The organism is Hymenobacter latericoloratus (assembly GCF_014199535.1).
Classification (GTDB): domain Bacteria; phylum Bacteroidota; class Bacteroidia; order Cytophagales; family Hymenobacteraceae; genus Hymenobacter; species Hymenobacter latericoloratus.
In genome coordinates this window covers 32,457-54,333 of record NZ_JACHNV010000007.1, presented here as the reverse complement: position 1 = coordinate 54,333, position 21,877 = coordinate 32,457, and the positions used below count along the sequence as shown (strand labels likewise).

The 21,877-nt window shown below is 58.2% G+C and carries 15 protein-coding genes; 6 read left to right on the top strand and 9 right to left on the bottom strand.

Translation table 11 applies throughout. From position 1 onward, the window contains the following. Window positions 1–86 precede the first annotated feature (86 nt). Together porU2 and GGU46_RS18190 are read right to left on the bottom strand one after the other, a co-directional pair. Window positions 87–4,637, bottom strand: a complete 4,551-nt coding sequence (gene porU2, locus GGU46_RS18195; protein WP_183404996.1) for a putative type IX secretion system sortase PorU2 — start codon at window positions 4,635–4,637, stop codon at window positions 87–89. 74 nt (window positions 4,638–4,711) lie between these two features. After that, window positions 4,712–5,809 carry a putative type IX sorting system protein PorV2 gene (locus GGU46_RS18190; protein WP_183404995.1) on the bottom strand — a complete coding sequence of 366 codons (1,098 nt, stop codon included), beginning with the start codon at window positions 5,807–5,809 and terminating at the stop codon, window positions 4,712–4,714. A 385-nt stretch (window positions 5,810–6,194) separates the two neighbouring features. Here GGU46_RS18190 and GGU46_RS18185 point away from each other — a divergent pair, with 385 nt between their 5' ends. Together GGU46_RS18185 and GGU46_RS18180 are read left to right on the top strand one after the other, a co-directional pair. Further along, window positions 6,195–6,560 (top strand): PadR family transcriptional regulator, encoded by a 366-nt coding sequence (locus GGU46_RS18185; RefSeq protein ID WP_139920746.1) that lies wholly within the window; start codon window positions 6,195–6,197, stop codon window positions 6,558–6,560. Window positions 6,561–6,609: 49 nt separating this feature from the next. Continuing rightward, window positions 6,610–9,246, top strand: a complete 2,637-nt coding sequence (locus GGU46_RS18180; RefSeq protein WP_183404994.1) for a PspC domain-containing protein — start codon at window positions 6,610–6,612, stop codon at window positions 9,244–9,246. 550 nt (window positions 9,247–9,796) lie between these two features. Here GGU46_RS18180 and GGU46_RS18175 read toward each other — a convergent pair. The 4 genes from GGU46_RS18175 to mce form a co-directional block, all read right to left on the bottom strand. Then, window positions 9,797–11,212, bottom strand: a complete 1,416-nt coding sequence (locus GGU46_RS18175; protein ID WP_183404993.1) for a CCA tRNA nucleotidyltransferase — start codon at window positions 11,210–11,212, stop codon at window positions 9,797–9,799. A 118-nt stretch (window positions 11,213–11,330) separates the two neighbouring features. Then, window positions 11,331–11,612: a hypothetical protein gene (locus tag GGU46_RS18170; protein ID WP_183404992.1), complete on the bottom strand. Its 282-nt coding sequence runs from the start codon at window positions 11,610–11,612 to the stop codon at window positions 11,331–11,333. Window positions 11,613–11,757: 145 nt separating this feature from the next. Next, on the bottom strand, window positions 11,758–12,339 hold the full coding sequence (locus GGU46_RS18165) for an L-threonylcarbamoyladenylate synthase (RefSeq protein ID WP_183404991.1): 582 nt from the start codon (window positions 12,337–12,339) through the stop codon (window positions 11,758–11,760). 76 nt (window positions 12,340–12,415) lie between these two features. Then, window positions 12,416–12,820, bottom strand: a complete 405-nt coding sequence (gene mce / locus GGU46_RS18160; protein WP_183404990.1) for a methylmalonyl-CoA epimerase — start codon at window positions 12,818–12,820, stop codon at window positions 12,416–12,418. Window positions 12,821–12,974: 154 nt separating this feature from the next. Between mce and GGU46_RS18155 the strand changes: the two genes are divergently transcribed. The 4 genes from GGU46_RS18155 (at window position 12,975) to GGU46_RS18140 (ending at window position 15,628) form a co-directional block, all read left to right on the top strand. Next, entirely contained in the window at window positions 12,975–14,189 is a 1,215-nt protein-coding gene (locus tag GGU46_RS18155; RefSeq protein ID WP_183404989.1) for an IscS subfamily cysteine desulfurase, read from the top strand. Window positions 14,190–14,284: 95 nt separating this feature from the next. Beyond that, window positions 14,285–14,701, top strand: coding sequence for a Fe-S cluster assembly scaffold IscU (iscU, locus tag GGU46_RS18150; RefSeq protein ID WP_054412183.1), 417 nt, complete (start codon window positions 14,285–14,287; stop codon window positions 14,699–14,701). A gap of 94 nt (window positions 14,702–14,795) precedes the next feature. Next, window positions 14,796–15,206, top strand: a complete 411-nt coding sequence (locus tag GGU46_RS18145; RefSeq protein WP_183404988.1) for a hypothetical protein — start codon at window positions 14,796–14,798, stop codon at window positions 15,204–15,206. 95 nt (window positions 15,207–15,301) lie between these two features. After that, window positions 15,302–15,628, top strand: a complete 327-nt coding sequence (locus GGU46_RS18140) for a HesB/IscA family protein (RefSeq protein WP_183404987.1) — start codon at window positions 15,302–15,304, stop codon at window positions 15,626–15,628. A 409-nt stretch (window positions 15,629–16,037) separates the two neighbouring features. Here the strand turns inward: GGU46_RS18140 and GGU46_RS18135 are convergent, their stop codons facing one another. The 3 genes from GGU46_RS18135 to csgH form a co-directional block, all read right to left on the bottom strand. Continuing rightward, window positions 16,038–19,100: a T9SS type A sorting domain-containing protein gene (locus GGU46_RS18135; RefSeq protein WP_183404986.1), complete on the bottom strand. Its 3,063-nt coding sequence runs from the start codon at window positions 19,098–19,100 to the stop codon at window positions 16,038–16,040. Window positions 19,101–19,815: 715 nt separating this feature from the next. Next, window positions 19,816–21,345 (bottom strand): carboxypeptidase regulatory-like domain-containing protein, encoded by a 1,530-nt coding sequence (locus GGU46_RS18130; RefSeq protein ID WP_183404985.1) that lies wholly within the window; start codon window positions 21,343–21,345, stop codon window positions 19,816–19,818. Between the two features lie 42 nt (window positions 21,346–21,387). Further along, the gene (csgH, locus tag GGU46_RS18125) at window positions 21,388–21,777 is read right to left on the bottom strand and encodes a curli-like amyloid fiber formation chaperone CsgH (protein WP_184094105.1); all 390 of its coding nucleotides are present in this window, start codon (window positions 21,775–21,777) and stop codon (window positions 21,388–21,390) included. Window positions 21,778–21,877 lie beyond the last annotated feature (100 nt).

Genomic DNA, 21,877 nt, shown 5'->3' with positions numbered 1-21,877 from the left:
AAAATCTGTCGGGGCTTTTGTCTTTGCGGAACAAGGGAGCCGGTGCCGCTGAGTCTATCAGCTTGTCCAACTCACCATGTTCACCATTAGCGCAGCAGTACCAGCTTGCCCCAGCCTTTCTTGAAGGCCTGGTCGGCGCTGGTGGCGCGCTGCTCAAACTTGCCGCTCGGGTCATCCAGCACCACCCGGTAGAGGTAGGTGCCGTTGGCCAGCCGGTCGCCGTAGTCATCGGTGCCATCCCAGGCGTACTCCGAGATGTTGTTGCCGATGCGCAGGGGTCCAAGGTCGGCCATCATAATTTCCTTGACCACCCGCCCCGTCAAGCTTACAATCTGGATTTTCATGTTGCGCGGCACCGTGCTACCCGTGAGCGTGAACACAAACTTCGTTTTGCTGATAACCGGATTGGGGTACGGGAAAACGTTGGTAATGGAAGAGTTGCTGATCACCTCGAAGGTAATGCGGTATGGCTCGGAGCCGGCCAGGTTGCCCGAGCCGTCGCGGCCCTGCACTTCCAGCGTGTACACCCCATCGGCCAGGGGCTTGGCCTTGCCCGGTTGGTACTCCAGGCGCGCCGTACCCTGGGCCGAGTCGGCCACAAAGGTGATGCCGGCCGCATTCAAGTCTACTGGTACTGAGGAGGTAGCGTTGGGCTGGGTCAGGGTCACGATGAAGGCCGAGCGGTCCTTCATGGGGCGCAGCCGGTCGGCGTCGCGGAGTTGAATGCTGATGATGGGCTGGGCCGAAACAATGTCGCCGTTGAGCAAATGGCGGCCGTCAAAAGCCACATCAAGCACCGGAGCCGTGTCGCGGTTCTCTACCTCGAACGAAGGCAAAGCCAGCTCATTGTTGAAGTAGAACTGCTCCGGCTGCCGGCGCGGGTTCATCGTAATCTGGCCGCTGAGCGTGCCACTCAGGCCCACAATGTTCAGCTTCACCTCGTAGGTGCGCTGGGAGTGCGCCAGCAGCGGACTGCCCCGGAACACCAGATTTTTCTGCACCACCCGGTTGGCGTTGTCGCGCACCAGAATGTAGGCCACCAGCGGGTCCTGGAAGTCGAAATCGGACACGTTCTGGAAGGTAACCGGAATGGTGAGCGTGCCAGTGCGGGCCTGACGGGCCAGGGTAGCCGCGTCGTAGGCCGTGGGAGTGGCAGTCAGCACCACGTCGCGGCGCACTACCCCTTCGGGCACGCCCTGGTACGTAACCAGCCACTGCTCCAGCTGGGGCGCCGGTCCCGAGCCGGTTTCGCGCAGCACGGCCTGCAGCTGCAGGTAGGGATACTGCTTGGCCGATATACCGGCCAACGACTGCGTGCGGTTGCCAACGTTGGCTATTAGTTCCTTCACGGTGCCCAGGGAGTCAATGCCCAGCAGGCGCAGGGTGTAGTTGCCGGTGGGGCTGGTCCGGATGGTGTGGTGCAAAGACTGCCACTCCTGGGCCGGGCCAATGCGGGTTGACGTGACGGTAGCTTCCCGGGTACCGGCTTCCGTGAAGCGCCACTGCCCGCCGGGCACGGCCACCTCAATACCGGTGCGCTCGTCGCGGCGGAACTGGCCGGGGTGGCTCTGCGACCAGCCCCCGTTACGGCCATTAATCACCCGGAACGAGCTAACGGCCCACTCCGGGCTTTCGTCACCCTGGGGCGCGCGCAGGCGCAGGCGCCAGTACCATACCACACTGTCGCGCCCGGCGAAGGTGGGCAGGGTCAGGTTCCACTCGGGTACCATTACGGCGGCCACGGTGGTTTTCTTGAGCTGGGCGCTGTTGAAGGTCTGCACCGTGTCCAGCTCCATATCATACTCCCGGCTCGTGAGGGCAAGGGCATTGTCCTGGCCTACCAGGCGCACGGCCGTGCTGCCTACAATGCCGAACTCCGGCGGGCTCAGGGCCGTGACGCCACCCGTCAGGAAGGTATAGGTAACGGTAGCCTGGTTATTGGTTTCATCCAGTTCATCAATTTTATTAGCCGGGTCCACTTCCACCAGAAAGGTATTGAGGCCCGCAATGCTACCCGTGCCAGGATTCGCAATGGTCAGCGTGTAGGTAGTATCGCGGCGGGCCTGCCGCAGGTTCTCGAACAGGAGCACCTCGTTGGGCCGGCCGTTGTTGTAGCTGCGCGTTACCCGAATATCCAGGGGGCTGCCGGCCAGGCTGCGGCCCGGATTGTTCACGTTCACCTTCAGGCTGAAGCTGGGCGCCGTGAGCGGAATTACGGCGGGCGAAAACTGCACCTGGCTGTTGGCCGTCTGGAAATCGGGCTTGAGGGGCGAGAACAGGCGCAGGGCCGGGTCGCCCTGCCAGATGGTGTTCATCAGGGAGCTGATGCTGGAAGGCGCGGTAGTATTCTGCAACCGACGGTTCGCCTCCTGCTGCACTTCCGCCACAGGCTTGCCGTACCACACCGGATCAGAGAAAAGCAACTTCACAATCTCGGTGTGCAGCTCATCTAACGGTTCCGGAAAGCCAAGATCCGATTCGCTCAGGAAGCCGATTACGCCCTTGGCTTCGGCCAGCACATAGTTTTCTCCAAAAGAGCCATAGGATGTAAAGGCATTACCGGCCGAGCAGCCGCTTATGTACCATACCGGATATTTGCCTTGGTTGGCAAATCCAAAGGCAGGGTTCCTGATATCCGCAATAGGCCAGGCCAACACGTTGGGGCCGCCATGACCGAAGTAGGAAATAAATGACAGACCGGCGTTAAAATCCTGAGCTAGGTTCAGTGGAGTAGTGCCCGGAATGTTGTTTGGATAGTCTGCCCGGCGATAGGTCTTTACCACAGTACCGGCGAATGGAGGCCGCTGTACGTAGGAGGTGTACTTATCGAGGTACCCTCCGAATATAGTAGCATCAAGCGGGCTTTGGCTGCCTACCATGTGCAGCACGTTGCGCCGCCAAGGCTCGTATCCCAGCGCCTCGTGCTCCTTTAGCTTGTTTAAATAATTCAGCACCTGCTGAGGCGTCTGGGCCGGTACCCGCCCGGTAATTATGCGCGGCCAGTACTGGCCGTTCTGCCAATCGGCGGTGAAAAAGATGTCGGAGATGCCGCGCGTGCTGGCCGGCACCAGATTGCGCACTACTGCCGAGCTGCCCGTGTTGCCCAAACAGTCTCGGTAATTCTCAGGGTCTTTGCGGAAGGAAACGCCACAGAACTCGCTTACCCCAATCCCCTTACCCAGCAGCAGCAACGACTTGGGCCGGGTACTATTTGCCAGCATCCACTGGGCAAATTGTCGCACGGCCAACGCCGATTGCTCGCCGTAGTGAAACTGGTCGTAGAGCTGCTCAGAGGTTACTACCAATGTATCCCAGCCAGTACTAGCCCGGTAGTTGGCATAGGCCCGTACGGGATTAGCCGTGCTACCAGCCGCATGCATAAGCACCCGGCTGGTTACGATGATAAAATCGTGCGCGGCCGGCGAAATAGACCGGAAATACACCCGCTTGGCAGGCACCGGCACCAGGGCGCGGCTGGCATCGGCCAACAGCAGCCGCCGGGTACGTGCGGTGGCATCCGCAAACACAAAGCCGCGCTGGTTGGCACCGGCCGTCTGGCCTTCCACGCGCTGCACGGCATAAGGGTCGGTAATATCGTAGCCCCGCACCGTAGCCGGAATGGAGTCGAGGAGGTAATAAGCGGGGCCGCTTAGAGTAGAGTCGTTGCTGAAAAACAGCTGACTTTGGCGCTGGGGCCAGCGGACTGATTGCCCGTAGATAAGTTGGGCGAAGGCTACCCGGGCCCGGTCGCCAACCCGGGCGTTGCTGCTGGTGCCCAGCAGCTGCGTTACCTGCAAACTCACGCGTCCGTCAGCCGACCTGTCGGAGGGTAGCAGGGTGTAGGTTCCGCGGGCGTAGTCGAAGTTGGAGTATTCGAGTGTGCCCAATGTGCGGACCGTGCCGCCCGCGCCCACCACACTTATCTGCGACCGGTGGGCCCCAACCGTTTTACCCACTACCTGCACCACCACCCGGGGGGCCGGACCGTTGCTGGCAAATGCCCACACCGAGTCGAGGGTTATTGTAAAGGTATTGCTGCCAAAATCACCGCTCAGGAAATGTTCTCCCCGCTCCGACCAGGGCTGGTAGGAGTTAGTTTCGTCGTTGATGACGTTGTAGGCATCGGTGTACACGCGCAGAGGCTGACGCAGCCGCCGGGCGTGCGGAGCCCCGGTAGCGGCCGGGTTCGTCTGCGTCATGCGCCGGCCCTGCGTGGCGGTTGACCAGGTGAGAAAATACGCGGCGGTATCGGTAAAGAGGCTGTAGTAGGGTTGGGGGTTGTCATCGGCATTCACGAACATGCCCCGGTCCAGAGTGCCGTCATTCTTCTGCCCGAAAAACTCGATAAACGTGCTGGCGTCAAGCGCCGACTGGTTGCCGCCTACGTGAATGGCAACCTGCTTACCCCGCCGCCAGAGCTGCAGCTGCTGGGGGCTCACGCCACTGATGCCGGCCTGCTGCAGGTACTGGTAATCGAGGCGGTAAAGGCCGTCGCGGGCTACTTTTACTTTATAGTACTGCTGGCCGGGCACAATCCACTCGTTGCCGTACGGCCCAGATTGGGCATACGCAACCGGGATGCTGAGCACCAGGAGCAGTAACGAAAGCCACCACTGTTTCTGGTAAGCCTGTTTCATACAAAAGCTACTTATATAATTTCCGGGTAGTTGACTAACGCCACCAGGGTAGGCCGGCGGCGCGGGACGCAGGCCTATTTGAAGCCGTAGCCCAGCGACACGATAATAGAGGTGGGCTGCGACTGTTGCCCCAGCTTCTCCACGGCCAGGCGCGAGAGGGCCATATCCAGGCGCAGGCCGCTCAGGGCCAGCCCTACCCCCAGGCTGGGCTGCACCTTCCACTCTTCCTGCCCCGTGAAGGACTGCACCTGCTGCATATTGCCCACGCCACCGCGCAGGTACACCAGCTGCTTGTAGCCTACCTCCAGGCCCACGCGCGGGTCAATACTAACGGCCCTCGACGACACCAGCGTGTTGCGCTGCCCATCGGTGGTCAGCTCCAGGTCCACGGCGGCCGTGGCGGTAAACTCGCCGGGCAGCTTCATAGTCCGCCCAAGGCCGAGCACGAAGGTGGGCAGCGTGATTTCGGTGCTATTTTTAGGAATAGAGTCCGTATCCACGGCGTAGCCCTCGTATTGCTTGGAGTTGATGGACCAGGCGTTGTAGGTAGTGGTAATGTCGCGGGCCATCAGGGCCAGGCGCCAGTTGTTGCGCTGGTACTGGGCGCCGGCATCAATGCCAAAGCCAAGGGCGTTGGCGAAATCCCCGATGTTGCGGTACACCACCTTGGCACTGGCCCCTACCTGCAGCCCCTCCACCGACCCGATTTTGCGGGCGTAGGACAGTAGCATGGCGTAGTCGGCCACCGAGAAGTAGCGGATGTTATCGTAGTTGATGTAGCCGTACTCGTTTACCAGGGCCCGGGTGTCGGCAATATCATCAACCCCCAGCCGAATCAGGCTGGCCCCAATGGCGCTCTTGTCGTCGAGGGGCATGGAGAAGGCGGCATAATCGTTTTTAACGATGCCCGAGAACAACTCGGAGTGCATGAGCACGGCATCGTACTTGGTTTTCTGGCTGACCAGACCGGCCGGGTTCCAATAGCCGGCGGTGGCATCGTCGGCCAGGCTGACCTGCACTTTGCCCATGCCCAGGGCCCGGCCGCCCACCCCTATGTTGAGAAATTCATTGCTGTATTTGGGCGTCTTGGTCTGGGCCAGCGCCGGAGCCAGCGCCCCTATGCTCAGGCCAAAGGCCGCGAATAAGGTAGTACAGCGGAAAAAGTGCGGCATAGAAAAGTAAACCAGATAGGAACAGATGAAAAGTTGACGCGGCTGCAACGCAAGATACTCATTAATAGTGCGCGCCTATTTGGACTTCTCGGTTAACCCTGACTTTCAGCCGCTAAAAAGCGCCACTGTTTTCCTGGTTCGCGCTTTTCCGCTCCCGCGCAAGAGCTGGCCCTACCCCCGCCTACCTCCCCCAAGCTGCCCCGGCTGCCCATCCCTACCCCCTCTTCCTGCCCGCAAGCCACGGCCGCCCGGCCCGTCGGCGCACAGACGCGGGCTAATTATTCGCTAAGAAAACGCAACCAAAAATTATTTTCACTAGTACCTTGTGTTACATAGTACCTTTAGTTACCTTTGACTCATTCTTCACCGATATCTGCCTCAGCCCATGAAAGTCGAGAACACCCAAGTGCAGATGCGGAAGGGCATCCTGGAGTTCTGCATTCTGGAAATCATTGCCCGCGGAGAGGTTTATGCCTCAGATATGCTCGAAGAGCTCACCTCAGCCCGCATGATTGTGGTGGAAGGGACGCTCTACCCGCTGCTGACGCGCCTCAAGAACGCGGGCCTGCTGGACTACACCTGGAAAGAATCGACCAGTGGCCCTCCCCGCAAGTACTACACCCTCACCGCCGCCGGCCTGGAGTTTCTGCACCAGCTGCGCCTGACCTGGGAAGAAGTCCAGGATTCCATCCGCATCATCCGCCAGAAGCCTCACGCTGCTGGCAGCCTCCCCGCGGAACCGCTGCTCTAAGAGCCGCCCCTCACCTTTCCAGTTATTCTTGAATTGTTGCAGCACTGAGATGAAAAAGAACATCAGCATCAACCTTCAGGGCATGATCTTCCACATTGAGGAAGATGGCTACGACGTGCTCGGCCGCTACCTGGCGGAAGTGAAGGCCCACTTCAGCGGCTACCGCGGCCACGAAGAAATCGTCGCCGATATCGAAAGCCGTATTGCCGAGCTGTTCGCCGCTCGTCTCTCGGGCCTCAAGCAAGTCATTACGCTGGAAGACGTGGAAGCCATGACGGCCAAAATGGGCCGGGTGCGCGACTTCCAGACGGCCGATGAGGCCGAGGACGACGAGGAGATTCTGGCCGAAGCGGTGGCCACGGGCTCGGCTCAGGGCACCTACACCGGGGCGCGCACGGGCAGCGGCTACTCGGCCGGCAGCGGCAGCACGGCTTCTGCCGCTACCCCCGGCGCCGCCGAGGAGGGCTCCAAGCGCCTCTACCGCGACATGGCCAACCGCAAAATTGCGGGGGTAGCCGCCGGACTGGGTCACTACTTTGCCGTTAACCCGCTCTGGGTGCGGCTGGGCTTCCTGGTGCTGCTGATTGTACTGCCCATCCTGCTGGACAATACGCCCCTGGACAACTTCAGCGAGAAGCTGCCCGTGGTATCCCTGCTTACCTACGCCATCCTGTGGGCCGTGCTCCCTACGCGCTACGACGGCACTCCTACCGATGACGATCCGGTGTTCAAAAAGCTCTACCGCGACACCGACACCGGTAAAATCGGGGGTGTATCCTCAGGCTTGGCCGCCTACTTCCGGGTAGATGTGGTCCTGATCCGGATCCTGTTTATCGTGGGTCTTTTCGCCGGGGGCTTTGCTTTCCCGCTCTATATTATTCTGTGGATTCTCTTGCCGGAGGCGAAAACCGCCTCCGACAAGCTCCGCATGCGCGGCGACGCCGTTACGCTTTCCGCCCTGGATGAAAATCTGCGCAACAACCCGTACGCGGCCGGCTCCGAGGATGCACCAGCCAACAATCGTCCGGTGGGCACATTTCTGGAGAACTTCTTTCAGAACATCCGGCCCCTTATCAACTTCCTGGGCTCGGCCATCCGGGTGGTAGCCGGGGGTGTGCTGGTGCTCACAGGCTTCTCGCTGCTGCTCTCCATTACGATTATGCTGGGGGTAGGCCTGGGCGTGATTTCGGCCTCCGACAACCTCGACTTCGGTCCCCTGCAGCCCTTTGTACTCTTCAATGATATTTCGCCGCTGGCGGTACTGAGCTTCTACCTGCTCACGGCCATTCCGGCGCTGGCCCTACTGCTTTCAGGCCTGGGTCTGCTGCTGCGCCGCACCATCCTGAACCGTACGGCTACGCTGAGCCTGCTGGGGCTGTGGCTACTGGGCGTGGTAGGCAGCTCGGTGGCCGGCACCCGCCTGGCCCGTGAGTTTCAGCGCGAAGAAGAAGTAACGCAAACTACCCCGCTGCCGGGCCTGACCAAGCCCAGCCTCGTGCTGGAGCGCCGCCAGCTCGACAACGACCAGTGGGTGGATCTGGATATTGTGGGTATCGACAGCGGACAGGTGCCCCGCCTGGAGCGCATCATCTCGGCCAAAGGAGCTACTGATTCGCTGGCCCGCCGCTCGGCCGCTACCTCCACCCTGCACACGCTGCGGGTGCTCAACGACTCGACCCTGAGCGTGGATGACCACTTCACTTACCAGCCCAAAGCCCGCTACCGCGACCAGGAAATGCGCCTGCGCCTGCTCATGCCCCAGGGCCGTACCTTCCGCATGAGCGAGGCCTTTGCCGACTGGCTGAACTCGGAGGACTTCGTGAATGAGCGGGCCCCCTACCACCCCGAGAAGTTCCTGTTCCGCATGAAAGGCAGCCTGGTGGAGTGCGTGAACTGCAAGGAAAACGACCTGCGCGGTGGCCCCAACGATGAGACCGACGAGGGCGACGACTACAACGAGGGGCGCAACGACTCAGATGACGACGACAACATCAGCCTGAACTTCAGCGAGGTAGAACCCTTCAGCACGGACGAGAGCAGCTACGGCTCGGAGCGTCAGCGCTTCGATGAAACCGACTTCAATCACGTGAGCATTGTGGGCCCTTACCGGGTAGTGCTGCGTCAAAGCAGTGGCTACGGCGTGCGGGCTGCCGGCAACGGCCGCGCCCTGCGCGACATCAAGATTGAGCGCGAAGGGCAGCAGCTGACCATTCAGCCCCGTAACCGCGACCTGTTCGACTCCCGCCGTGGCTCTTCCGACGACGTGCTGCTCATCATTGAAACCCCCGAGCTGAATGAGCTGGAGCTGGTAGGTGGCACCCGGGCTCAGATAAACGGCTTCAACTCCGGCGACTTGCGCGTGCAGCAGGCCGGGGGCACCCAGCTCCGCTTCCAGGGCAACCTGCAGACGCTGCGGCTGGAGCTGGCCGGCGGCTGCCAGGCCGCCCTGCAGGGCAGCGCCGACCGCCTGAAGCTGGAAGGCACCGGCGGCTGCGAAGTAGCCGCGGCCAACTTCACGGCCCGCCGCGCCGATATTGACGCGGTGGCCGGCTGCAAAGTACGCCTCCACGTTACCGATGAGCTGGAAGCCAACGCCGTAGGCGCCAGCCTGATTGAATACAGCGGCAAGCCCGGTACCGTAAGCCGGGAGGCGGTAGGTGCCGCCAGCATCCGCGCTATCGATTAGCCAGCAGGGGGCCGGGAGGTACGCTACCTCACTTCCCGGCCTACGGGGTTTCTCACAGTCTTGGCTTGCTAATCAGGGCCTTACCTCAGGCTTGCTGTAACCCTCCCTCTCTGCATCCGTTTTACATCACAGTAGCACAATATATATCGCGCTTGAGCTGCCTCAGGCAACTATCCTCCTCGAACCTGCATCTATTGCCTTGTCAGCACGACGCGCATAAAGGGTCAATCTGAGTGAGTGAAAAGGTGAGACCCGAAGGAAGCTACGGCCTACCCCCTGCTGCAACAGGAAGGCCGGGGCTTCCTTCATTTTTTTGTAGTGAACCAGGGAAAAGGTGAGTCGGCCATTCGGGCCGGCCATAGTTAGGTAGGCCCGGCGGCGTGGCGTAGCGGTAGCAAACCCTACCCCCTTCAAAGAACTAAAGCCCGAGCGGGCCGACACCCAATCGTTCAACGATTAGGCGTCGGCCCGCTCGGGCTTTGATTTCTATTACCTGCCTGTTCCTCTGCCCCTCGGCTGCCCCGCTGATTCAGCTCAGGCGCCAACCGTATCACTTCACTACTTCCAGGCCTTTCCGTTTGCCCAGCTCCAGCAGCAGCGGGAAGGCTTCGTCGTACTCGTTGCGGACCTTGCCCTCCAGGATGGCTTCCAGCAGGGCTTCCTTTAGCTCTCCTACCTCGCGGGAAGGCTTCAGGCCGAAGGTTTCCATGATGATTTCACCGGTAATAACGGGCTTGAAGTTGCGCAGGTGGTCTTTTTCCTCCACCTCCTTCAGCTTCTGCTCCACCACATCGAAGTTGCGCAGGTAGCGGGCCACGCGCTGGTGGTCTTTGCTGGTAATATCGGCGCGGCAGAGCAGCATCAGCCGGTCAATGTCGTCGCCGGCCTCGAACAGCAGCCGCCGCACCGCCGAATCCGTCACGATTTCCTTCACCAGGGCAATGGGCCGCAGGTGCAGGCGCACCAGCTTCTGCACCTGGCGCATTTCTTCGCCCAGGGGCAGCTTCAGGTCCGTAAAAATGCCGGGCACCCAACGCGCGCCCTTGTCTTCGTGGCCGTGAAAGGTCCAGCCCACGCGCTTGTCGTAGCGCTTGGTGGCGGGCTTGGCAATGTCGTGGAGGATGGCGGCCCAGCGCAGCCACAGGTCGCCGCCGGCTGCCACCACGTTGTCCAGCACTTGCAGGGTGTGGTAGAAGTTGTCCTTGTGGGCGTGCTGGCCTACCTTCTCTACCCCGTGCAGCTGGGCCATCTTCGGGAAGATGAGCTGCAGCAACCCGCACTGAAACAGCAGCTTGAAGCCGTAGCTGGGTTTCGGGGCCATAATAATCTTGTTCAGCTCCGTCGTAATCCGCTCCTGCGACACAATTTTGATGCGCTCCTTATTGCGGGCCAAGGCATCAAACGTGTCGGGCTCAATGTCGAAATCAAGCTGGGTAGCAAACCGAATGGCGCGCAGCATGCGCAGCGGGTCGTCGGAAAAAGTGATGTCGGGGTCGAGAGGGGTCCGGATCAGCTTGCGCCGCAGGTCGCCTATGCCGTCGTAGCGGTCCACGAGGGCCCCAAAATCGGCGGGGTTCAGGCTCAGGCCCAGGGCGTTGATGGTGAAGTCGCGGCGGGCCAGGTCTTCTTCCAGGGTGCCGGCTTCTACCTCCGGCTTGCGGCTTTCGGCGCGGTAGCTTTCCTTGCGGGCACCCACAAACTCCACCTCAATTTCGGGGGTAGGCAGCATGGCCGTGCCAAAGTTCCTGAACACCGTCACGCGCGGCCGGCCCGGCAGCCGGCGGCCAACGGCCTGAGCCAGCTCAATTCCGTCGCCCACGCACACCACATCCACATCCTTGCTTTCCCGGCCCAGGGCCAAATCCCGCACGTATCCCCCAATAACGTAGGCGGGGTAGCCCAGCTCGCCGGCAGCTTCGGCAATGGTTTGAAATAAAGGCAGGGCGGGCAGTTGAGGCTGATTCATGCGGCAAAGGTAGCACGAGCGGGGCTACGGCAGAGCCAAAACCGGCCGCATCGGGCAGCAAAAAGCTCCTCCGGCGCCGGGCCGAAGGAGCTTTGCATGCGGTAGCCGCCGGGCAGAATTACTGCTTAACGGGAGTTTCTTCTACCGCGCCGTTAGCGGGCTGGTCACGTACAACGGCCGTGTCGCCGGTGGTCGGCGTGGTGGCTTCGTTTATTTCAGCAGCCGCCTTGTCGGTGGTATTTTCGATGGCGTCGCCGGCAGCCTCGGTGTTAGCGGCAGCATCATTGGCAGCGCTTTCAGCGGTGGCTTCCGCGTTTTCCTGGGTTTTCTCCGAGCAAGAAGTCAGAGCGAAAGGAGCGAAAGCGGCCAGAACGAGCAGAGATTTGAAAGAGAATTTCATGACGAAGATATTCAGGGTGAAACTTTCCTTCTATACGCTTACCCTCCATAAGGTAACCCCTGGTTCCTGCTGCCATCCCCTATTTTTTTGTTGGGCTTTCGGCACGGCCTCTTGGCAGCAGCCCTGTGCCTGGCGCAGGCGTGTTTTAGTCGCGCAGCACTTCCAGGCTGCCATCGGGCAGCACCCGTACCACCCGCGAGGGCAGGGAGCGGGTTTCATCGTCCTGCCGCCAGCGGGCCACATAGTCGGCCTGGCGAACCAGCACGGGGTTCACCTCCGAGAAAATGGCGGGGGTAGGCTCGCCGCTTAGGTTAGCCGAAGTAGACACCAGCCCGTGCCCCAAGCGGCGCACCACTTTCTGGCAAAACTCGTCGGTGAGCACCACCCGCAGGCCAATGGTGCCATCGGGGGCCAGCAGGTTGGGGGCCAGGTGGCGGCTGCCGGGCACCACGTAGGTAGTAGGCCGCATCTGGGTGGCCAGCAGCTCGGGCAGGTTAGGAGGCACTACCTCGGCGTAGCGGGCAAACATCTGCTCGTCGGCTACCAGCACAATGCAGGCTTTTTCGGCGGGGCGCTGCTTGAGCTTGTACACCTGCTCCACGGCCCGCGGCAGCTCCGCGTCGCAGCCCAGGCCCCAAACCGTGTCGGTGGGGTAGAGAAGTACTTGCTGCATCAGCAGCGCATCCACGGCGGCCTCTACTTCTTCCCGAAAGAATTTCGTGCTCATTTATCGGTGTTTTGATGTTCGTCGGTCCGGCTGCATGGGTACCAGCAGATATGTACTACGTGGCTTACTGCCTTCTCTACTGAATAGATTGGCACAGTTCCACCAGCACGCCGTTGGCCGACTTAGGATGGACAAAGCACACGAGCTTGTTGTCGGCCCCCTGCTTGGGCTCCTCATTCAACAGAATGAAACCCTCGGCCCGCAGCCGCGCCATTTCCGCCCGAATGTCATCCACTTCAAAGGCTACGTGGTGAATGCCTTCGGGCTTTTTGTCGAGGTAGCGCGTGATGGCGCTTTCCGGGGAGGTGCCGGCCAGCAGCTCTATCTTGGAGCCTCCTACCTGAAAAAACACGGTATCTACGGCTTCGGAGGCCACATGCTCGCGCTTGTAGGGCTCTTGGCCCAGCAGCTTTGTGTACAGGGCCGTGGCGGCTTCCAGGTCTTTAACGGCGAGGCCGAGGTGTTCGAGGTTGGTGAGCATGAGTTTGATCGAAAAAGCGGGGTAGCCGCATAGCGCGGCTTCTTTGTATTTGTTCTACTTTTGCATCACAAATGTGGGAAGAAAGTAAAACCAGTTGCTGGTTTTTTGTGTTCTACCTGCGAATGATTCTCCGCTGAAACCAGACCCCCGAGCCATGCTCAAGCTACCTATTTACCTCGACAACAACGCTACTACGCCCCTCGACCCGCGCGTTCTGGAGGCGATGATGCCGTACCTGACCGAGGTATTCGGCAACGCTGCCTCGCGCAACCACCCCTTCGGCTGGGCCGCCGAAGAAGCCGTGGACTACGCCCGCGAGCAGATTGCCGGCCTGATTAACTGTGACCCCAAAGAAATTATCTTCACCTCGGGCGCTACTGAATCCGATAACCTCGGCATCAAGGGCGTATTCGAGATGTACTCGCAGAAGGGCAACCACATCATCACGGCCACTACCGAGCATAAAGCCGTGCTCGACACCTGCAAGCACATCGAGAAGCTGGGTGGCCGCGTAACCTACCTGCCGGTTAACGCCGAAGGCCTCATCAGCCTGGAAGAGCTGGAAGCTGCCATGACCCCGGAAACCATCCTGGTGACCATCATGTACGGCAACAACGAAACCGGTACCATTCAGCCCATCCGCGAAATCGCCCAGATTGCTCACAAGCACGGTGCCCTGTTCATGACGGACGGCACCCAGGCGGTAGGCAAAATCCCGGTGGACGTTATTGCTGACGGCATCGACCTGATGGCCTTCACGGCCCACAAGATGTACGGCCCCAAAGGGGTAGGCGCTCTGTATGTACGTCGGAAAAACCCACGCGTGAAGGTAACCGCCCAAATGGACGGCGGTGGACACGAGCGGGGCATGCGTTCCGGCACCCTGAACGTGCCCGGCATCGTGGGCCTTGGCAAAGCCTGTGAGCTGGCCAAGCAGGAAATGGCCGCTGACACCGCCCGCCTGAGCGTCATGCGCGACCGGCTGGAGCGTGAGCTGCTGACCCTGGAGGAAAGCTACGTAAACGGCTCAGTGGAGCACCGCTTGCCCCACGTAGCCAACATCAGCTTTAAGTATGTAGAAGGTGAAGGCCTGATGATGGGTGTGAAAGACCTGGCCGTATCATCCGGCTCGGCCTGTACTTCTGCTTCCCTGGAGCCTTCCTACGTGCTGAAAGCCCTCGGCCTCAGCGACGATTTGGCCCACAGCTCCCTGCGTTTCGGCCTCTCGCGCTTCACCACCGATGAGCAGATCGATTACGCCATCAACCACGTAAAAGAAGCCGTTACCAAGCTGCGCGAAATGTCGCCGCTGTGGGAGATGTTCAAAGAGGGCATCGACCTCAACTCGATTGAGTGGGCTGAGCATTAATTTTTAGAGCTTAGAACTGAGCACCAACACCATAGCTTTGTTGCTCAGTCTAGGTTCTGAGTTCTAAAATCTGACATCTAATTTCCTCAAAAGCCATGGCTTACTCTGATAAAGTAATCGACCATTACAGCAACCCCCGCAATGTGGGCACGCTGGACAAAAGCAAAAAGAACGTAGGTACTGGTCTGGTAGGTGCCCCGGAGTGCGGCGACGTAATGCGCCTGCAAATCGAGGTGGACGAAACTACTAACACCATTACCGACGCCAAATTCAAAACCTTCGGTTGCGGCTCGGCCATTGCTTCGTCGTCGCTGGCAACGGAGTGGCTGAAAGGCAAGACGGTTGATGAGGCCCTGGCCATCGACAACATGGAGATTGTGGAAGAGTTGGCTTTGCCGCCCGTAAAAATCCACTGCTCGGTGCTGGCCGAAGACGCTATCAAGTCGGCCATCAACGACTACCGCGTGAAGAACGGTCTGCCGGAGCTGGAAGTAGCTAAGTCGCACCATTAATCAGCGGGCTGGTAAACAAGATGAGTGACTGGAGGCTGTGCACAACGGCTGCCGGTCACTCATCTTGTTTATGGCCCCTACCCCATTTACGCCAATGGATGTTACCCCTTCCGACGTACACGTAGAAAGTGCCCGCATTCAGCGCCAAATAGAGGACTATCTCGGTCTGGGGCCGGGGAACCTGCTGTTTGAATTTCGGCAGCTGGAGGGACAGACGCGCCTGGACCTGATTACGGTTAACCCGCGCCACCACCAGAGCTTTCTGTTCCGGTATGAAACGGGCTCTGACCGCTTGGAGGCCCTCCGCAAGATGCTGACGTACGTGCAGCGCTACCGCGACGAAGAAAGCTCCTATACCATCCAGTGGCGCGCGCGCGGCGATAAGGAGCTGCAGACCTCCTATTTCCGGGCCCACAACGTGTACGAGGCCCTCGATAAACTCTATTACGGCCGTGACTTAACCACCATTACCGTATTTAGTGTAGTTCTGAATCCCAGTTCTTAGAATCTTTCTGAACAAGGACCGTATCTTTGGTGTTCTATATCTGACATTTCGTTTTGAGCGGCGCGTACCGGCGCTTGAACTAGCTTTTTTGACCCATGATTACCGTTTCTGACAAAGCCAAAGAGAAAGTTGAAAAGCTCATGCAGGACGCCGAGCTTGACGATACGTATCGTTTGCGGGCTTCCGTGGCCGGTGGCGGCTGCTCAGGCCTCAGCTACAAGCTGGACTTCGACAACGAGGTGAAACCCATGGATCAGGAATTTGAGGACAAGGGCGTCCGGGTAGTGGTTGATATGAAAAGCTTCCTGTACCTGGCCGGCACCCAGCTCGACTTCTCGGACGGCCTTAATGGCAAAGGGTTCTTCTTTGATAACCCAAATGCCTCCCGCACCTGCGGTTGCGGGGAAAGCTTTTCGGTATAGCCCTGCCAGCCTATCAAGCATACGGCCTCTGCACTGAACAGTGTAGAGGCCGTATGCTTTTGCACTGCCTCTACAGGTATGGTCATCATCAGACCTAGCCATCATGGGTCGCTGAGGAACAGTATAAGCCCACCCAGCACAGTTAAGCGTCACGCAGGCTGACTAACCCCAAAATTCATTGTAAGGCATTAGGACGTCCTGTTGAAACTGTTTGAGCACTACTTCAGGTATTCTGTGCGGGCGAAGCGAAAGAAGAGCTTAGCAGAGCGTTCTTCTCATTCATTACCCACATATCCTGATTCGTTTATTCACGCTACACTACCAGTATCTGCTGGTAGCTGGCCGCTACAAACAAAAAGCGCCACCCTGTCTGGGTGGCGCTTTTTGTTTATGGGAAGAAAGTCAATGACTACTTCTTCACGATGCGGCGGGTTACTTTGGAGTTGCCCTCACCTACCGTTACCATGTAGGTTCCAGTACCCAGGTCGCCCATGTTAAGCGTACCATTGGCACCAAGCTTCTGGCTGCGGATCAGGCGGCCATTGCTGTCGGTGATGGTAACCGTTACACCTTCCGTCGCGCCTCCCAACTCAATGGTCAGGATGTCTTCAACGGGGTTAGGATACATATTCACGTCACCACTGCGCAGGAAGTTGATTACTACCGGCTGGCTCAGCGACACGGTACCATCAAAGTCGATTTGCTTGAGACGGTAGTACGAGGTGCCAGCCAGCGGCTTCTCGTCAGCAGCCGTGTAGGTAGTGCTGCTAGAGGTGGTGCCTTTGCCAGCGCGGAAGAGGATTGTCTCGAACGAACGACCGTCGCGGCTACGCTCCACTTCAAAACCTTTGTTGTTGAGCTCAGCGGAAGTAGCCCACGTCAGAGCAACCTGATTGCCGCGAATTTTGGCATCGAAGGAAACCAAGGTAACAGGTAGCGGCGAGGGAGCAATGATACCGGGAATCGTGTTGGGCGTCGGGGGCGACAGGTAGTTCTCCGCGCCGCTGGCAATTACATTAACGTTGTTGTCAATGTTGTTGTACTCGAACGTGTAGAAGTAGTACGTCTTACGGATGTCGAGACCTTCAACCGTTACCGAAGAGTTGGGGCCGGCGAATACAGCAAAGTAACCCGGTGCTACTTGCGGACCCTGACCGTAAGTCTGGTTGCCCGTTTGGTAAGATACCCCGTCCATAGGCTGATTGCCGGAGGGCAGCGTGGGGTTTTCGCTGGCTACTATCAGGCGGCCTTCTCCGTAACCCAGGCCAGCGTAGTTGGCGGGCAGGGTGAAGGTTACAGTGGCCGTGGTGTTGTTGCGCACTACATTGGCTACTGCCCGCTCTCTGGGCTGGTTATCAATCGGCAAGCCGGAGAGCAAGGAGTTGGCGGTAAAGTTCTGCGTCGATTTATCATCGAAGTCATTGCTCTGGTAGCGCAGGGTTGCTTGCGCGCTACCCAAGTTGGTCGGACGGAACCGAACGTAAATCTGCTGATTGATGCTGTAAGTAGAAGTGTTGGGCTTCAGCTTAACCGTGTCAACCGTGAAGTTTACGTTGTCGCGCGAAATCTCAAATTGCGGCGTGTTGTCCGGGTTGAACGTCGTGTTAGCGCTTAGGAGTTGCGAGATAGTAACCGGCTGCAGTACGCGCTCAGCTACTACCGTAATAGCCTGTGAGGTAGAACGGGTGTAAATCTCAACGTTTCTTACTTGCTGGAAAGCATTCTGCAACTGAACAGAAGGCTCGCTGGTACCCTGTACACGCACCGCCACCCCGAGGGCCGGACGGCTGGCATTCAGTACGCTGGCCGTAGTGGAGAAAGCCGAGGTAGGCACGAAACGAACGTAAATGGTGGTCGGCGTTACGTCAGAGCCATTGTTGCGCGCTACTACGATGGTGTTGTTCGTAGCAGTAACGTCGCTGAAGTCGGCTTTCTGAGAAACTTGGAAGGCCGGCGGAGCGGTAACTGTGATGTCGCGCAGCAGGTTGGTGCCCGAAAGCAGGTAGCTCTGCGGTGCCGAGGGCACCCCGGGAACCGTGGAGAACAAGTTCAGACCGCTAGACGATACGTTCACTACCGATTCGCCGCCGGTGCTGTTAGCCGTGATGTTCACCACTTGGGTAACTCCCGAGCTGGTAGCGGTAATGTTACCGGTAAAACCACCCGAGGCAATGGGGCCAGTCAGCTGCACCTCAATGATACGGCCGGATACAGAGCCGTTCACCGGATTAATGGTGATAGGACCGTTCACGAAGCTGCCGCCTGCCGAAGCGTCGCGGAACAGGATGTTGTTGTTCGAGCCGGTAAGCACCAGCGGTGCGGTGAGGTTACCCGCATTGATTTCAAAAGTAAGCGTCTGAGCGGAACCGCTGCTGGACACTGTTTCAAAATCAAGCGAACCTGGGTTCACTACAATAAACGGACCGCGCGGGGCAGGAGTAGCCGTGCCGCTTACTGCCAGGGTTACAGAAGGGTTGCCGTTTCCGGTAGAGGAAATCGTGATGTTATCGTTGTAAGAACCGGCTGTGGCAGGAGCAAATACAGCCTGGAGGCTGGCATTCACGGAATTGTTAACCGGAGTCAGCGTTACGGTTTGAACAAAGGTGCCGGTTGTACCCTGACGGATCAGAAAGCCCGTGGGAGCCGTTACGGTAACAGCAGCCGTCAGATTAAAACCCGATACGGTAAAGCTGCTGGGAGCAGACACCAAGCCTTCCTGGGTGCTGGCAAACGCGAGGGAAGTGGGCGTAACGCCTAAGGTAGCCGGAGGCAAAACGCCCGTACCTGCCACACTAGCCGTAGTGCTTGTACCTGAGCTAGCGAAGGTAACGTTACCCACGTAGTTCGAAGCAACTGTAGGGTTAAACACTACATAAACTGTTGCATTTACGGTGCCCGTATTGCCTTGTCCTACTGTCGTAGTCTGGCCGTACGTGCTCGTCGCGCTGTTACTTACCAGGAAACCAGCAGGTGCCGTAACCGTGACATCACCCGTGAGCGACGTACCAGTCACCGTGAAGGTCATCGGCGACGAGGTCGTGTTTATCACCTGGTTTCCGAACCCACGAGCCGACGGCGTAACAGAGAGGGTAGGTACGCCTTGGGTACCAGTACCCCGCACGTCGATGAAGGCGTTAACTGTGCTACGTCCACCGCCCGTTACTCGAATATACTGCCCGTTGGTTGTACCAACAGTAGTGGGCTTAAACCGCACATACAGCGTGCCACCTGCGGCAGGCAGCACCACAGTGTTACTGAAATTGGTGTTATCAGTGCTACCCTCAAAGGAAGTGGCGTTGCCAAAGCTTACCTCAAGATTGTCCGAGATACCCGTGGCCGTAACGGTGTACTCCTTCGCGGGAGAAGAAACCTGCCCAACCGGAACACTCCCAAACTCAGTGGGATTGTTTTCATCCGTAGAGGGGGATACAGTAATGGATTGGGCCTGCCCGATGAAAGGAAGAGCTAACATAACCATTACCAGAAAAACCCACAGCCGGCCTAAGTGGCCCGGCTCTCGGTTACTCAAGTATTTGTTTTTCATGAGTTATTGAAAGGAGAATGTTTGCGAACAGAAAACTGTAAAAAGTGACCCGACTACACCTACGACAATCCCAAAGGGCCTGGAAGTTGTCAGGGTCACATACGGGGGAGGCAATCAATTAGATTAGCATTTTTTTGAGATTATATAAAAACATTTCGGATCAAAAATCCTTAATGTTGTCACCTTCTGCTTCACAATTCATGCCAATTCCATATGTATGTAGTACTCTTTAACGCAACTAGCAGGTTATATACGCCCTCATACGCTCTCTGAGGAAGAAACAAGTTTCATCAGGATTTCCCCTAATGCGCCAAAATTGACTTCATCCGTAAAGGTGCATAGTTCTGCGGGGGTTACAGCACGTAGTAAAGCAAGTAGATACAAAGGTATGGTAAGTTGCATTAATACAAAGAACTGCTTAATAACTTAATATCTAATAAGTTATATACTTTCATTTCATAAGTAGCGCAGAACACCCGGCATATGATCAGTGGGGTGCCCATACGCTGGCCATTTCGCTCTTATTTTATTTGGTTTCACTTGATAGGCACCACTGGTAACTCTGTAACTAGCCGGATACGAAAAGAGAGGATAGGCTTTCGGCCCTACCCTCTCTTTTCGTATCCGGCTAGTTAAAGACTACCTACTTCCAGTCCGGTAAGGTGGCATTCTGGAACAACCGGGTACGGTTGCGTCCGTCTAAGTCCATGGTGAAAACATCGGGAACGGAGCGGTTCACATTGTTAACCTGCACAAAAATGATTTTGGAGCCGTCGGGGGCGTAGCGGGGAACGATGTCATTAAAGCCAATGGGCTTTATGGAATTACCGGAACTGCCTTGGCCAGCGGAGACATCTATCAAGCCAGTACCGTCTAGGTTTTGAGAGAAGATGTGGGCATTAAGTTGGCGGCCGGTGCCATCATCAAAGGCATCTAGGTCGCGGGTGTAAAGAACGCGCCGCCCATCTACGCTAAAGGATGGGGAGTCGAGACGGCCAGGCAGATTGGCTACCAGCAGGGTTGGGTTAGAGCCATCGGCGTTGTAAAGATAGAGCTCCGAATCGTATACACTCACCCCTACCGTTTGCACTATCAGCCGGTTACCTTGTCCGGTCCAGTCGCACTCCCGAAAGTGCCGGTTGGCGGGAGCCGTGGCCAGCAGCGTCAGGCCGGTGCCGTCGCGGTTAATACGGTACAGCTTGTTGTAGCTGCTGTAAATCAGCTGGGCTCCATCCGGCGACCATCGGTACCCAATGCCTTGATTGAAGTAACCATCTACCGGCAACAGGGTAACCTGGCGCACATCAGACCCATCCCGGTTCATGGTGTACAGCTGAAACTGGCCGGTGGCGTTAGATGTGTACGCCACCCGGTCGCGGTTGGGGCTGAGCTGGGGCGCGGTTTCTATAAAGGGCGAAGAGGTCAGGCGGAGCAGGTTGGCGCCGGTATCATCAGAAGAGTAAATGTCCGTGTTACCGTTTTCTTCCCGGACAAACAGGTAGCGGTTGTCCGGCTGAGCGCGGGTCTGGAAGCTCCAAACGTCGCTCTTGACCACCTCCCCGGCCACGTCCCGGACCGTTACTTGCCAGAAATACGTGGTATTGAAGCGCAGGCCCGTGACTACCACTGCCGTATCCTTGGAATTATTCAAGAGTTGGCGCCGATCCGTGGAGTTGCCTTCGTACAGAATCACATCATTACGCAGCGAGTCGCTTTTGCCGTCAGGGTCCGTAACCCGCCAGCGGAGCGTAAGATTAACTGGCTGCCCGGTGGCCTGGGTGGCCGGGCTGGGATTGGCTGGAGCGTTGGGGCGGCGGTTGCTGCCAGACGCTTTTTCCAGCACTACCTTCACATCGGTGGCAGTGCTCAGGTTTACCTGCACATTTACGGCCTCCGTCTTGTAGTCGGCCTTTTTTACGTTCAGGGTGTATTTCCCTACCACCAGGCCCGCCAGCTGAAACTGGCCCTGCGCGTTGGTAGTGATGGAAGAGGTAGCCGGCGTGGTGGTAATCACCGCGTTGGCAATAGGAGAATTGTCTCGGCTGTCGGTTACAGTCCCCGTTAAACTACCATTCTGGGTAGGCTCAATCGTAGTCTCCTCGCAGGACCACAAGCATAAACACAACACAAACGCTACCAGCACACTTAGTTTAGTGCGTAACAGAGCAGGCATAGGGCAAAAGAAAGAGGTGGGAAAGGAAGGGCGCGGAAGTACTTAGTGGCTGTTAGCGGGGTAGTGCGTCAGGGAGTCCTGGGCCAGCAGGTGGCCTTGCTGATTGAACAGCCGCAGGTGCACCTGGCACTCATCGGAGCCGGAAAAGCTTACGCTAGTCTGAGACAGGGCTTTTTCCTGGGCGGGGGCCACCGTGAAGCTGCCCATTTGGGTGTTTTGCGTGCTGCCGCTTTCCCCGCGCCGGCTGGTAAGCAGCTCGTACCGGACCAGCAAGGGGCTCGGGGTTTGGTTGCGGCAGAAACCGGTAATCAGAAGCATGCCGCCCTGTTGCTGGGTAGTAAGACGAGCCTGACAATCGGCAGGGCCGGACCAGGCAGATAAGCCGGATAAAACAGTGGCAAGCGGCAGCAGGCAAAACCAGTAGGAAAGCATAGGTGCGGGAGGTGAGATGGATGCAAGCAGAACAAAACGGGGCAGCCGGCGGGCAAAAGCGCATAAGGCCGGGCAACTGGCGTAGCTGCCAGTTGCCCGG